Raw genomic sequence first — 13,698 nt, 5'->3', positions numbered from 1 at the left:
CGAGTGTAATGTATCGCCTTACACTCTGTTCCATGATTAAATCCTTCCAGCACAAAGGCCTCAGGCTCTTTTATGAGACGGGGTCGACCCGTGGTATCCGGGCGGACCACGGAAAACGCCTGGCCCGCATGCTCCAGTTCATGGACAGGGCGCAGGCCGCCAACGACTTGGATATCCCGGGATGGCGATTGCATCCGCTCAAGGGTGAGCTGGATGGGTACTGGTCGCTGGGGGTTTCGGGAAACTGGCGGGTTATTTTTCGTTTCATCGGGTCCGATATCGAACTGGTCGATTATCTGGACTACCACTGATCAGGAGGCTGGAACATGCCCATGCACAATCCGCCGCACCCTGGCGAAACCTTGCGGATGGACGTGTTGCCCGAGCTGGGCATCACGGTCACCGAACTGGCGCGACACCTGGGCTTCGCCCGGCCTCATCTCTCCCGGGTATTGCATGGCCATGCGCCCATCAGCCCCGATCTGGCGGTGCGCCTGGAACGTGCCGGGATCGGCAAGGCCAGGGTGTGGTTGGGCGTCCAGGCCGACTATGACTTGTGGCAAGCCGAGCGCCGTGAGCAACCCGCGATCGAACCTTTCCCCCAACACGCTTGACCTCCGTCAGGCCAGCAACTCCGCCGCCACCACGCTCCTCACGCCCTTGCCGCTGAGTTGCTCCACCAGCATCAAGGCAAACGCCAGGGCGGCGGCCGAGCCTTGGGCGGTGATGCAGTTGCCGTCCACCACCACGGGCTGATCCACGAAGCTGCAACCGGACAGTTGCTGGCTTACCGCTGGCAGGCAGGTCATGCGGCGCTGGCGCAGGACGCCGAAGGCCTGTAGCGCCAGGGCCGGGGCTTCGGCGATGGCGGCAAAGAAACGCCCGGCGGCGGCCTGGTCCTTGATCAGTTGTTGCAGCGGCTGATGGGCCGCCAAGTGCTGAGCGCCGATAATGCCGCCCGGCAGGACAACGAGGTCGAAATCCTGCACGAGCATGTCCACCAGCATGCCATCGGCCGTCAGGCGCGTGCCGCGGGCGCAGGTGAGCATGCGCCGTCCTTCGATGCTCGCCACCACGGTTTCGATCTGCGCGCGCCGCAGCACATCGATCAAGGTGACCGTCTGCAAGTCGTCGACGCCCTCGGCGACGGCGATCAGGGCTCGGGGGATCTTGGTTCCAGGAATCATGGGCGCTCTCTCCACTGGGTGATGCCTGTAGTGTAGGAGCTGCCGAAGGCTGCGATCTTTTTACAGGCGCTTGAGACTCAAGCGTCTGGGGAAAGATCGCAGCCTCGCTGCGCTCGGCAGCTCCTACACAGCGTTTATGCAGTTCCCACGCGGGAGCCGGGCTATTTGATGTACAACTGGGTCGACATCCGGTTGCCCGGGGCGTTGATCGACTGGTTGCTGAAGCTGAAGGTGCCCTCTTGCTTGCCCTTCAGGTCGAAGATGTACACATAGCCGACGACTTTGGTCCGCACCGAGCAGTCATTGAGATTGCCGTTGCTGTAGGCACATACCGGCGAGCGGGTGCCGTCGACTTCAAAGCCGTCCAGGGTGACATGGGGCTGACGGCCATAGCCGACCTCCAGCACGTAGACCTTGATCGTCGGGCCGTGATCGCAACGCGTCTGTGCCTGCCCTTGGACGATGTCCTCGAAGCCACAGGCCGGCGACTCGACCTTGAGCACCTTGACCTCACTCAAGGGCGGGGCCGACGCGGCATTGACGGCCTGGCCGGGCAACCACAGGCCCAGCGCGCAGCCCACGACCGCTAGCAGCTTTTTATTCATGTGAAGCATAGAGACCTCCCGGAACCGCGGGCAGTATGGCCCACTTGGCGCGTTGGCAAAACATCGACGACGATCGCAGCCACAACGCTACGCTGCTGGTATGATGCGCGGCTTTTTCCGACCCGCAGAAAATTCCCGGGCGCCGCTGGCGACCTGTGCTTTGCTGTTGAGGTCGATACATTCACGGCGCCGGGCGCGCCACGGGGAGCAGACATGCTGGAAAGGCTGTTTCAACTCAAGGCACACAACACCAACGTGCGGACCGAGATCCTGGCGGGCGTCACGACGTTCCTGGCCATGGCCTACATTCTGTTCGTCAACCCGAGCATCCTCGGCGAAACCGGCATGGACAAGGGCGCGGTGTTCGTCGCCACCTGCCTGGCGGCGGCCATTGGCTCCACGGTCATGGGCCTGATCGCCAACTACCCGATCGCCCTCGCGCCGGGCATGGGCCTGAACGCCTTCTTCACCTACACCGTGGTCCTGCACATGGGCCACACCTGGCAAGTGGCCCTGGGCGCGGTGTTCGTCTCCGCCGTGCTGTTTTTCCTGTTGTCGATCTTCCGCATCCGCGAGTGGATCATCAACAGCATCCCGCTGCCGCTGCGTTCGGCCATTGCCGCCGGTATCGGCCTGTTCCTGGCGCTGATCGCCCTGAACAATGCCGGCATCGTGGTGAAAAACCCGGCGACCATGGTGGGCCTCGGCGACTTGAAGCAACCGGCGCCGATCCTCGCGACCCTCGGTTTTGTCCTGATCGTCGCCCTCGAAGCCTTGAAAGTACGCGGCGCGGTGCTGATCGGCATCCTGGCGGTCACCATCGTTTCGATCCTGATGGGCTTCACCCCGTTCAACGGCGTCATCTCCGCGCCACCGTCCCTGGCCCCGACCTTCTTGCAACTGGACATCAAGGGCGCCCTGGACATCGGCCTGGTGAGCGTGATCTTCGCCTTCCTGTTCGTCGACCTGTTCGACAACTCCGGCACCCTGATCGGCGTCGCCAAGCGCGCCGGACTCATGGGCAAGGACGGCCACATGCCGAAGATGGGCCGTGCGCTGATCGCCGACAGCACCGCCGCCATGGCCGGTTCGCTGCTGGGCACCTCCACCACCACCAGCTACATCGAATCGGCGGCGGGCGTCAGCGCCGGTGGCCGCACTGGGTTGACCGCCATCGTGGTGGCGATCCTGTTCCTGCTGGCGCTGTTCTTCTCGCCACTGGCCGCCAGCGTCCCGGCCTTCGCCACCGCGCCTGCCCTGTTGTTCGTCGCCGTGCTGATGACCTCGGGCCTGGCGGAAATCGACTGGGATGACATCACCGTCGCCGCGCCCGTGGTGGTGACCGCCCTGGCGATGCCATTCACGTATTCCATCGCCAACGGCATCGCTTTCGGTTTCATCGCCTGGACCGCCATCAAACTGGTGTCTGGCCGTGGCCGTGAGCTGAACCCGGCGCTGGTTATTCTGTCGATCCTGTTCGTGATCAAGTTGGGTTGGTTCAACGCATGACTTTTGATTCCCAGGCCTACGCCGCCCAGTTACAGGACAAGGTCACCCGCTTGCGTGACCTGTTGGCGCCGTTCGACGCACCGGAACCTGCGGTGTTCGATTCGCCCCTGAAAAACTTTCGCCTGCGGGCCGAATTCCGCCTCTGGCGCGAGGCCGGCGAACGGCATTACGCAATGTTCTCCCAGGACGACAAACGCACACCGATCCTCATCGAGGAGTTTCCCATTGCCAGCCTGCGCATCAACCAATTGATGCCGCAGCTCAAGGCCGCCTGGCAAGCCAGTGCGCCCCTGAGCCACAAGCTGTTCCAGGTGGAATTCCTGACCACCCTCGCGGGCGATGCGATGATCACCCTGTGTTATCACCGCCCGCTGGACGAGCACTGGCACGCGGCCGCGTCAAAATTGGCGGCCGACCTGGGCGTCAGCATTATTGGTCGCTCCAAGGGCAAGCGGGAAGTGATCGGCCACGATTACGTGGTGGAGAAACTTGAAGTGGGCGGCCGCACCTTCAGCTATCGCCAACCCGAGGGCGCCTTCACCCAGCCCAACGGCACGGTGAATCAGAAGATGCTCAACTGGGCCTATGAAGCGCTGGGCGATCGCAGCGACGATCTGCTGGAGTTGTACTGCGGCAACGGCAACTTCACCCTGCCCCTGGCCACCCGCGTGCGCAAAGTCCTGGCCACCGAAATCAGCAAGACGTCGGTGAACGCCGCGCTGAGCAACCTCAGCGAAAACGCCGTGGATAACGTCACCCTGGTGCGCCTGTCCGCCGAAGAACTGACCGAAGCCTTGAACGAAGTCCGGCCGTTCCGTCGTCTGCAGGGCATCGACCTGAAAAGCTACGAGTTCGGCAGTGTCTTCGTCGACCCGCCGCGTGCCGGCATGGACCCGGACACCTGCGAGTTGACTCGGCGGTTCGACAACATCCTCTACATCTCCTGCAATCCGGAGACCCTCGCCGCGAACATCGCACAGCTGAACGACACCCACCGCATCACGCGTTGTGCGTTGTTCGATCAATTTCCTTGGACCCATCACATGGAATCCGGGGTGTTGTTGACTCGGCGTTAAGCCAACACATACCTATTGTGGCGAGGGAGCTTGCTCCCGCTCGGTTGCGCAGCAACCGCAAAAAGCTTGGGGCTGCTACGCCCGAAGCGTCGGACCGGCCCAGCGGGAGCAAGCTCCCTCGCCACAATTGCTCTCCCTCCCCTTTCGGCCGGCAATGTTCGATCATCGAACACTTATTGCCCAACGACCGCTGCTTTATTTGACCAAATTAACCATCTAGTACAATTTATCTCCACCGGCTGAAACCCCGCCGACACCAACAATAAAAATGTGGAGAAACTGCGATGCCTCCGATCGTTCTGGTGCTCAACGGCCCGAACCTGAACCTGCTCGGCACCCGCGAGCCGGCCACCTACGGCCATGAAACCCTGGCCGACATCTCTGCACTGTGCGGGCGCGCCGCCGACGAATTCGGCTTGGCGGTAGAGTTCCGCCAGACCAACCAGGAAAGCGAATTGCTGGACTGGATTCACGGTGCCCGGGGCCGGTGCGCCGGTATCGTCATCAACCCGGCGGCCTGGACCCACACTTCCGTGGCGATCCGCGACGCCCTGGTGGCCAGCGAAGTGCCGGTCATCGAAGTCCACCTGTCCAACGTTCATGCCCGTGAAACCTTCCGCCACCACTCCTTTGTCTCATCCGTCGCCATTGGCGTGATGTGCGGGTTTGGCAGCCATGGTTATCGCCTGGCCCTTGAACATTTCAGTCAGCGGTTGAAGGGTTGATGGGCATGTCGAATATCACTGTGCTGGCCGGCCTGATCGGCGCGGGTATCCAGGCGTCCCGCACGCCAGCGCTGCATGAGCGCGAAGGCGATGCCCAAGGCATGCGTTATCTCTATCGACTGATCGACCTGGACGCGTTGAAGCTCGACAGCGGTGCCCTGGCCGATTTGCTGGTGGCCGCCGAACGCATGGACTTCACCGGCCTGAACATCACTTTCCCCTGCAAGCAGGCGATCATCCCGCTGCTGGACGAGCTATCGCCCGAGGCCCGTGGCATCGGCGCGGTCAATACGGTGGTGCTCAAGGACGGCAAGCGCATCGGCCACAACACCGACTGCCTGGGGTTCGCCGAAGGTTTTCGCCGAGGCCTGGGGGAAGTGGCGCGCAAGCGCGTGGTCCAGATGGGCGCGGGGGGCGCCGGCGCGGCGGTGGCCCATGCGCTGTTGCTAGAGAACGTGGAAACCTTGAGCATCTTTGACGTCGAAGTCAGCCGCGCCGAGGCACTGGCCGATAACTTGAATCAACACTTCGGCACCGGCCGCGCTCGCGCCGGGCATGACCTGCCAACGGCCATGGCCGAGGCCGACGGTCTGGTGAACACCACGCCCATGGGCATGGCGAAACTGCCGGGCATGCCGGTGCCGGTCGAGCTGTTGCGGAGCGCTTTGTGGGTCGCGGAAATCGTTTACTTCCCATTGGAAACCGAGCTGCTGCGCAACGCCCGCGCCATCGGCTGCCGCACGCTGGATGGCGGCAACATGGCGGTGTTCCAGGCGGTAAAGGCGTTCGAACTGTTCAGTGGCGTGGCGCCGGACGCGCAACGGATGCTGGCGCATTTCCAGAGCATGAACCACTAAGACCTGAAGCATCCCCTGTGGGAGCGGGCTTGCTCGCGAATGCGGTGTGTCAGTCACACATTTGCCTACTGACACACCGCATTCGCGAACAAGCCCGCTCCCACACTAGGTTCGGTGTCAGGCCTGCAAGTACCGCAACACCGATTCACACACCATCTGCCGATGCCGCTGCTTCACCGCTTCATCCGACAAATCGATCTGAAAGATCTCACCGAATGTCTGGCGATTGGACACCCGGTAGAAACAGAACGAGCTGATCAGCAGATGCACATCCAGCGGTTCGAGGCCGGCACGGAACACGCCCTCTTCGGCGCCGCGCCGCAGGATCACCCCCAGGGAATCGAGGATGGTATTGGTCATCGCCTTGATCGCGCCTGACTGCTTCACGTACTCGGCGTTGTGAATGTTCTCGATGCAGACGATGCGCACGAAATCCACATTGCGGTCGTGGTGGTCGAAGGTGAATTCCACCAGGCGCCGGATCGCGTCCACCGGGGCCAGTTCCGCCAGGTGCAGGCGGCTCTCGGTGGTGCGGATATCACCGTAGAGTTTTTCCAGCACCTCGACGTACAACTGCTCCTTGCTGCCGAAGTAGTAATAGATCATGCGCTTGGAGGTGTGGATGCGCTCGGCGATGGCGTCGACCCGGGCACCCGCCAGGCCTTGCTGGACGAATTCGACGATGGCTTCCTGAAGAATGTTTTCCCGGGTCTTCTCCGGGTTGTTCTTGCGACTCTTGCGCGGCGGGGCGACAGGTTCGTCGAGCGCTGCGGAAAGCTCTGGATTCATAGTCATTGCGGGCTCACGGCCATCACTGCACAGGCTGGCGATTATGGGCCGCACCGTGCACTGAAGGAAGCCACGACACCGCCCATTACCGCCACGTTTACGATTTCCCTACAACTTGGCGTGCCGCAAGCCACCGCTCCGGGACTTGGCCATGGCCGCCAGGCGCACCGCGACGTTGGCGGCGCCATAACCGGCATAACCGTTCTTGCGCTGGATGATCTCAAAGAAAAACCGCCCCTCGAACGGCTCGGTGTAGACGTGGAACAGCTCGCCACCCTGGGCGTCACGGTCGTACAGCACGTTGAAGTACGCCAGTTCGCTGAGGAACTCGTCATCGAAATCGAAACGCGCCGCCAAGTCGTCGTAGTAGTTGAGCGGGATGTCGAGCAACGGCACGCCCGCCTCCTTGGCCCGACTGACCTGGGCGAAGATGTCGTCGCAGTCGAAGGCGATGTGATGCACGCCGGAACCGCGATAACTCGACAGCGCGTGTGAGATCGCGGTGTTGCGGTTCTCGGAAATGTTCAGCGGCAAGCGGATCGAACTGCAGCGGCTGCGCAACGCACGGCTTTTTACCAGGCCATAAGGGTCGGGCAGGACCACTTCGTCGTCGGCCTCGAAATCCAGCAGGCTCTTGTAGAACAGCACCCAACTGTCGAGGCTGTCGGCCGGTAGCGCCATCGCCATGTGGTCGATGCGCTTGAGCCCGGCCCCAATGACCGCACCCGGCTGCAGATTGAAATCGGTGCCATAGACGTCGGCCTGCTGGTCCACCAGGTAAATCAGGCTACCGTCCGGTGCACGCACCGCCGCCAGCTCCAGTTCATTGGGGCCCACCAACCCACGATAGGGCTGGCCTTTGTAGGCAACGGCCCGCTCCAGGGCGCTGGCGCTGTTTTTCACCCGCACGGCGGTGGCGCACAACGATGGCCCGTGGGCTTCGAAAAAGCTGTGGGCGAAGGAATACGGTTCACTGTTGAGGATCAGGTTGATGTCGCCCTGGCGCAGCAGGCTGACATTCTTCGAGCGATGCTGACCCGCCTTGACGAACCCCAACCGCTCCAACCAGTGGGAGAGCTTGGCGCCGAGGTTATCGTCCACGGCGAACTCGAGGAATTCGATGCCGTCGTATTCGCTGGCCGGTGGTGTGGCGAACAGGATGTCGGCATTGCCAGCGGCGCTCGCTTCTTCGGCCAGGCGCTGGCGGGTCTTTTCTTCCAGGTACAGCAGCGAACGCAGGCCGTCGGCGGCATTGGCCCGTGGCGGCGCGGCACGAAAACCGTCGTTGAAGATCTCCAGCGACAGCGGCCCCGTATAACCACTCTTGATGATCGGCGCCAGGAAACCCGGCAAGTCGAATTCGCCCTGGCCCGGGAAACAACGAAAATGCCGGCTCCACTCCAGGACGTCCATGGCCAGGATCGGTGCGTCGGCCATTTGCACAAAAAAGATCTTATCGCCCGGGATCTGAGCAATGGCGCTCGGGTCGCCCTTGAGGGACAAGGTATGGAAGCTGTCGAGCAACACGCCGAGGTTGGGGTGATCGGCCTGGCGCACGATGTTCCAGACCTGTTGATAAGTATTCACATGGCGGCCCCAGGCCAGCGCCTCGTAACCGATGCGCAAGCCGCGGGCACCGGCCCGTTCGGCCAGCAGGCGCAAGTCATCGATCAGGATCTGTTCATCGCCGACGCTGTCGGCCGAGGCATTGCTGCACACCAACACCAGATCGGTGCCCAGCTCCTGCATCAAGTCGAACTTGCGCTCGGCCCGCTCCAGGTTGCGCGGCAGACGATCGCGGCGGCAGCCTTCAAAATCACGAAACGGTTGGAACAAGGTGATAGCGATGCCCAGGTCAGCGCACATCTGCCTGATTTCCCGAGGGCTGCCATCGTAGTAAAGAAGGTCGTTCTCGAAAATTTCCACCCCATCAAAGCCGGCGGCGGCAATGGCGTCGAGTTTCTCCGGCAAAGTACCGCTCAAGGACACGGTGGCAATGGAACGCTGCATGACTTCGGCTCCCGGGACAGGCATCGGCTACAAAGGTGCGCCGCTTTTTAAAGAGTCAGCCGATTATTGAGCTGCCGGTTTCTTTCAGCAATTCAATATGTACCATCCGGTTAGTTTTTTGGGCGATTATCGAACACAATGCCCATGGCTGAATTGACGATTTTTTGCTCACTGCGCACCATCGCTTCCACATTGACACCGGCTCTGATCGCCAATCTCGATGGACAGACCCAGACCAACCATAAGAATTTCAAAAACGGGTACACGTTATGATTCCCTCTCAAAGTTCCCGCCTGGCCCCTGGCCTGGGTGCCTCCACCGGCAGCGTCGGTGACAAGATCCGCGGCGCCATGGCCGTGGGCAAGACCCGTTGGGGCATGCTCGCCCTGGTATTTTTCGCCACCACGCTGAACTACATCGACCGTGCCGCCCTGGGCGTCATGCAGCCGATCCTGGCCAAGGAAATGAGCTGGACGGCGATGGATTACGCCAACATCAACTTCTGGTTCCAGGTCGGGTATGCCATCGGCTTCGTGTTGCAGGGGCGATTGATCGACCGGATCGGCGTCAAGCGCGTGTTCTTCTGCGCCGTGCTGCTCTGGAGCCTGGCGACCGGCGCCCACGGCCTGGCCACGTCGGCGGTGGGCTTCATGGTTTGCCGTTTCATTCTCGGCCTCACCGAAGCCGCCAACTACCCGGCCTGCGTGAAGACCACCCGGCTGTGGTTTCCGGCGGGCGAACGGGCGGTCGCCACCGGTATTTTCAACGCCGGAACCAACGTCGGAGCGATGTTCACGCCGATGCTGCTGCCACTGGTCCTGCACGTATGGGGCTGGCAGGCGGCGTTCCTGTGCATGGCCGCGCTGGGCGGGATCTGGCTGCTGTTCTGGGGCCTGAAATACTTCAACCCCGAAGACCATCCCACCGTCAAACAGTCGGAGCTGGACTACATCCAGGCCCAGGACGAACCGGACCCGGTCCGCGTACCGTTCTCGCGCATCCTGCGCATGCGCGGCACTTGGGCGTTCGCCCTGGCCTACTCGATCACCGCGCCGGTGTTCTGGTTCTACCTCTACTGGTTGCCGCCGTTCCTGAACCAGCAATACAACCTGGGCATCAACGTGACCCAGATGGGCATCCCGCTGATCATCATCTACCTCACCGCCGACTTCGGCAGCGTCGGCGGCGGGATCCTGTCGTCGTTCCTGATCGGCCGCGGCCTCGACCCGATCAAGGCGCGCCTGGTGTCCATGCTGCTGTTCGCCTGCTGCATCATCGGCGTGATCATGGCCGCGGGTTCCAGCAGCCTGTGGATGGCGGTGTTCGCCATTTCCCTGGCCATCGGCGCGCACCAGGCCTGGACCGCCAACATCTGGAGCCTGGTGATGGACTACACGCCCAAGCACATGATGAGCACGGTGTTCGGCTTCGGCGGCATGTGCGCGGCCATCGGCGGGATGTTCATGACCCAACTGGTGGGCCACATTCTCACGATCACCAATAACAATTACACGGTGCTGTTCACCTTGATTCCGGCGATGTACTTCATTGCCCTGACCTGGCTGTACTTCATGGCGCCGCGCAAGGTGCCAACCCTGGAAAATTGACTGTCCACACGCTAACGGGCAGCGATTCACCTGTGGCGAGGGAGCTTGCTCCCGCTCGATTGCGCAGCAATCGCATAAAAGCGAGGGCCGCTTCGCAGCCCAGCGGGAGCAAGCTCCCTCGCCACTGGGGGCTGTACTAGCCCACAGAGGACTGTGCTGGCCATAAGGGGCTGTGTGTTAGCCCAAAGAGGACTGTGCTGGCCACAGGGGCTGTGCTAGCCCAGAGAGTGCTGTGCTAGCCACAAAAGGGTTTGTTAGCGGTTACGCCCGCCGCTGTTGCCACGCCGCCGCCAACCCACTCAAGCAGATCAAGACGATGCCCACCACGGTGGTCAGCGTCGGCGTGTGGTTGAACAACAACCAGCCCAGCAGGCCGGCAAACACGATCTGGCAATACCCGAACGGCGCGAGCAGCGCCGGGGCGGCAAAGCGGAAGGCCTGGGTCAGCATCAGGTGCGCCGTCATCCCGCAGGCCCCCAGTGCCAACATCATCGCCCCGTGCGTCAGGCTCGGTACTTGCCAGAAGAACGGCACCAGTGCGCTCATCACCAAGGTGTTGCACAGGCCGGCGAAGAAATTGCTGGTGGTCGGGCTGTCGATCTCGCTGAGCTTGCGCGTGAGCAGTTGGTAGAAGCAGAAAAACAGTGCCGAACAGAACGGTAACAGCACCGCCGGGGTGAACAGATCGCCGCCGGGATGGACGATGATCAACACCCCGATGAAACCGAAGATCACCGCGATCCATTGACCGCGCGTCACCCGTTCGCCCAGCAATGGCACCGACAGCGCGGTCACCAGTACGGGCGCGAGGAAGTTGACCGCCGTCGCCTCCGCCAGAGGTATGAACATCAACGCGGTGGTGAAAAACAGACTGGTGCCCAGCAGGCACAACGCCCGGGCCAACTGCCACAACGGGCGCTTGGTACGCAGTACCCGTAGCCCCGAGCGAGGCAGGAAAATCCCCGCCATCAACAACGTGTGCACCACGTAACGCGCCCAGACCACCATGACGATCGGATAAAAACCGGACAAGTATTTGGACAACGCGTCATGACTGGAGAACAGGAACGTTGCGGCCAGGATTAGCACGATGCCCTTGAAAGCCTGATTGACGCCGGAGAGCGGTGTGCTGACGGTCATGAGGGAAACCTGCGTTGCTTGATGTAAGGGCCGTGACGCACGATGCAGTTGTTGGGCCAGCGAGCATGCCGATAAGTTCTGAATCGGCAGTGTAATGAAAATTCCGGCGCAGGGCAGGATCGGCTCACCGCTGAACCAAAACCCGTGTTCGTTGCCTGACAGCACAAGCGCGGCGCGCACCTTGGGCGCCTAAAAGCTAGACTCACCGCCACAGCAGTCATTTCTCGCAGCGTCATTCAGAGGATCTCCCACATGTTATGGAAAAAAGGTCGCCGCAGTGACAACGTGGTGGACGCCCGTGGTGATGGTGGGGGCGGTGGCGGAATGCGTTTTGGCGGCGGCAAGGGATTGAGCCTGACGGCCATTCTCCTGATCGTCGGCATCGGCTGGATCACCGGCCAGGACCCGATGCAGATTCTCGGGCAACTGGCCGGGCAGATGGACACGTCCGCACCCGCCACGTCACAAACCCGCCAGGCGCCACCGGCCAACGATGAACAGGCCGAGTTCGTGCGCTCGATCCTCGGCGATACCGAAGACACCTGGGGCCAAGTCTTCCAGCAGGCCGGACGCCAGTACCAGCAGCCCAAACTGGTGTTGTTCAGCGGCCGGGTCAATTCGGCCTGCGGCCTGGCCTCTTCGGCGACCGGGCCGTTCTATTGCCCGGCGGACCGGCAGGTCTACCTGGACATGAGTTTCTTCAAGGAAATGTCCCAACGCTTTGCCGCCGCCGGCGACTTTGCCCAGGCCTACGTCATTGCCCACGAAGTCGGCCACCATGTGCAGACGCTGCTCGGCGTGTCGGCGAAAATCCAGGAAGCACGCCAGCAAGGCCGGCAGATGGAAGGCGACGGTGGCTTGTTGGTGCGCCAGGAGTTGCAGGCCGATTGCCTGGCCGGGGTCTGGGCCAACCATGCGCAGAAACGCTTGAACTGGCTGGAGCCGGGCGACATCGAAGAGGCCTTGACCGCCGCCAATGCGATCGGTGACGACCGCTTGCAGCAGCAAGGCCAGGGCCGCGTGGTGCCGGACTCCTTCACCCACGGTACGTCGGCGCAGCGGGTGCGTTGGTTCAAGACCGGCTTCGCCCAGGGCCAGGTCAGTCAGTGCGACACCTTCGCGGCGAAAACCCTGTAGATGAAGGGGTGGGCGTTGATCGGGCTGGTGCTGTGCTGCGCCGCTGCCCAAGCCGAGGAACACGGCGTCAACGTGGTCGCCCAGGGACGCCTGCAACTCAAGGGCGGTGCCATGGCCGTCGCCGTCAGCCCGCCCCCGGCGTCCATTCAACGCGTGCTGATCATCCTTCATGGTCGGCTGCGCAACGCCGACACCTACCTGCACAGCGCCGAAAAGGCGGCCGAACAGGCCGGGCAACAGGGCACGACGCTGGTCATCGCCCCGCAATTTCTCAACGAGCAGGACGTGGCTCGCCACACGTTGCCCAATGATCTACTGCGCTGGCAGGGCAATGATTGGATGGCCGCAGGCCTGTCCACGGGGCCCAACCCGGTCAGCTCCTTCCAAGTCCTCGACGACATCGTCGCGCGGGTCAGTGACCGGCAGCAATTTCCCGAAGTAAAGGAAATCGTCATCGCCGGTCATTCCGGCGGCGCCCAGGTCGTGCAGCGCTATGCCCTGCTCGCCCAAGGCCAGTACCGGATCAACCCGCGTTTCGTCATCGCCAACCCCTCGTCTTATGCCTATTTCGATGCGCAACGGCCCATGGCCTTCGACGCCGCCAGTTGCCCGGGCTTCAACCGCTGGAAATACGGCCTGCAGGACCTGCCCGCCTATGCCGCTGGGCGAACGCCCGCCCAACTGGAGGAACACTACGTCAAGCGCGATATCGTTTATCTGCTCGGGCAGCAGGACATCGACCCGGAGCATCCGGCGTTGGACAAGGGTTGTGAAGCACAGACCCAGGGGGCGTATCGGTTACTGCGTGGGCATTTCTTTTTCGACTACCTGACCCGGCGCCATCCCGAGGGGCTGAACCAGCGGCTGATCGAGGTGCCCGGGGTCGGGCACGATGGGGATGGGATGTTCAATTCGCCGGAGGGGCTGAGGGTGTTGTTTGGGCAGTGAGCCTCGTTGCGACTGGGGAGGCCCTTTCGCGAGCAAGCCCGCTCCCACAGGGATCTCTGTCGATTACAAAATCCATGTCCACCGCAGATCCATTGTGGGAGCGGGCTT

Annotated in this window: 14 protein-coding genes; 9 read left to right on the top strand and 5 right to left on the bottom strand. The window is 62.2% G+C overall.

Annotation, left to right across the window (positions count from 1 at the left end; genetic code table 11):
* Nucleotides 1–32 precede the first annotated feature (32 nt).
* Complete coding sequence (locus tag HU715_RS16440; RefSeq protein ID WP_186706609.1) at nt 33–311, top strand: type II toxin-antitoxin system RelE/ParE family toxin; 279 nt, start codon at nt 33–35, stop codon at nt 309–311.
* A gap of 15 nt (nt 312–326) precedes the next feature.
* A complete protein-coding gene (locus tag HU715_RS16435) occupies nt 327–614 on the top strand; it encodes a HigA family addiction module antitoxin (RefSeq protein ID WP_186706525.1) in 288 nt (95 codons plus the stop codon).
* Between the two features lie 6 nt (nt 615–620).
* On the opposite strand, the gene HU715_RS16430 is transcribed toward HU715_RS16435, so the two are convergent.
* Nucleotides 621–1,187 (bottom strand): DJ-1 family glyoxalase III, encoded by a 567-nt coding sequence (locus tag HU715_RS16430; RefSeq protein ID WP_186706526.1) that lies wholly within the window; start codon nt 1,185–1,187, stop codon nt 621–623.
* Between the two features lie 161 nt (nt 1,188–1,348).
* The gene (locus HU715_RS16425) at nt 1,349–1,801 is read right to left on the bottom strand and encodes a DUF4879 domain-containing protein (protein WP_186706527.1); all 453 of its coding nucleotides are present in this window, start codon (nt 1,799–1,801) and stop codon (nt 1,349–1,351) included.
* Between the two features lie 204 nt (nt 1,802–2,005).
* Between HU715_RS16425 and HU715_RS16420 the strand changes: the two genes are divergently transcribed.
* The 4 genes from HU715_RS16420 to HU715_RS16405 all read left to right on the top strand — a co-directional run bounded on the left by HU715_RS16420 (nt 2,006) and on the right by HU715_RS16405 (nt 5,959).
* A complete protein-coding gene (locus HU715_RS16420) occupies nt 2,006–3,301 on the top strand; it encodes an NCS2 family permease (protein ID WP_186706528.1) in 1,296 nt (431 codons plus the stop codon).
* A complete protein-coding gene (trmA, locus tag HU715_RS16415) occupies nt 3,298–4,377 on the top strand; it encodes a tRNA (uridine(54)-C5)-methyltransferase TrmA (protein WP_186706529.1) in 1,080 nt (359 codons plus the stop codon). The genes HU715_RS16420 and trmA overlap by 4 nt, the downstream gene beginning before the upstream one ends.
* A 284-nt stretch (nt 4,378–4,661) precedes the next feature.
* Nucleotides 4,662–5,102, top strand: coding sequence for a type II 3-dehydroquinate dehydratase (aroQ, locus tag HU715_RS16410; protein WP_186706530.1), 441 nt, complete (start codon nt 4,662–4,664; stop codon nt 5,100–5,102).
* Between the two features lie 5 nt (nt 5,103–5,107).
* Nucleotides 5,108–5,959 carry a shikimate dehydrogenase gene (locus HU715_RS16405; protein ID WP_186706531.1) on the top strand — a complete coding sequence of 284 codons (852 nt, stop codon included), beginning with the start codon at nt 5,108–5,110 and terminating at the stop codon, nt 5,957–5,959.
* Between the two features lie 117 nt (nt 5,960–6,076).
* On the opposite strand, the gene HU715_RS16400 is transcribed toward HU715_RS16405, so the two are convergent.
* Together HU715_RS16400 and quiC are read right to left on the bottom strand one after the other, a co-directional pair.
* A complete protein-coding gene (locus tag HU715_RS16400; protein ID WP_186706532.1) occupies nt 6,077–6,754 on the bottom strand; it encodes a TetR/AcrR family transcriptional regulator in 678 nt (225 codons plus the stop codon).
* A 102-nt stretch (nt 6,755–6,856) separates the two neighbouring features.
* Nucleotides 6,857–8,758 carry a 3-dehydroshikimate dehydratase QuiC gene (gene quiC / locus HU715_RS16395; RefSeq protein WP_186706533.1) on the bottom strand — a complete coding sequence of 634 codons (1,902 nt, stop codon included), beginning with the start codon at nt 8,756–8,758 and terminating at the stop codon, nt 6,857–6,859.
* 269 nt (nt 8,759–9,027) lie between these two features.
* Here quiC and HU715_RS16390 point away from each other — a divergent pair, with 269 nt between their 5' ends.
* Nucleotides 9,028–10,365 (top strand): MFS transporter, encoded by a 1,338-nt coding sequence (locus tag HU715_RS16390; protein WP_186706534.1) that lies wholly within the window; start codon nt 9,028–9,030, stop codon nt 10,363–10,365.
* A 261-nt stretch (nt 10,366–10,626) separates the two neighbouring features.
* Here the strand turns inward: HU715_RS16390 and HU715_RS16385 are convergent, their stop codons facing one another.
* Complete coding sequence (locus tag HU715_RS16385; protein ID WP_186706535.1) at nt 10,627–11,505, bottom strand: DMT family transporter; 879 nt, start codon at nt 11,503–11,505, stop codon at nt 10,627–10,629.
* A 252-nt stretch (nt 11,506–11,757) separates the two neighbouring features.
* Here HU715_RS16385 and ypfJ point away from each other — a divergent pair, with 252 nt between their 5' ends.
* Nucleotides 11,758–12,642, top strand: a complete 885-nt coding sequence (ypfJ, locus tag HU715_RS16380; protein ID WP_186706536.1) for a KPN_02809 family neutral zinc metallopeptidase — start codon at nt 11,758–11,760, stop codon at nt 12,640–12,642.
* Nucleotides 12,643–13,590, top strand: a complete 948-nt coding sequence (locus tag HU715_RS16375; RefSeq protein WP_186706537.1) for an alpha/beta fold hydrolase — start codon at nt 12,643–12,645, stop codon at nt 13,588–13,590.
* Nucleotides 13,591–13,698 lie beyond the last annotated feature (108 nt).

Source organism: Pseudomonas zanjanensis, from assembly GCF_014268745.2.
Taxonomy (GTDB): domain Bacteria; phylum Pseudomonadota; class Gammaproteobacteria; order Pseudomonadales; family Pseudomonadaceae; genus Aquipseudomonas; species Aquipseudomonas zanjanensis.
The sequence above is the reverse complement of the archived record's forward strand: the minus strand, read 5'-3'. Positions and strand labels throughout refer to the sequence as shown.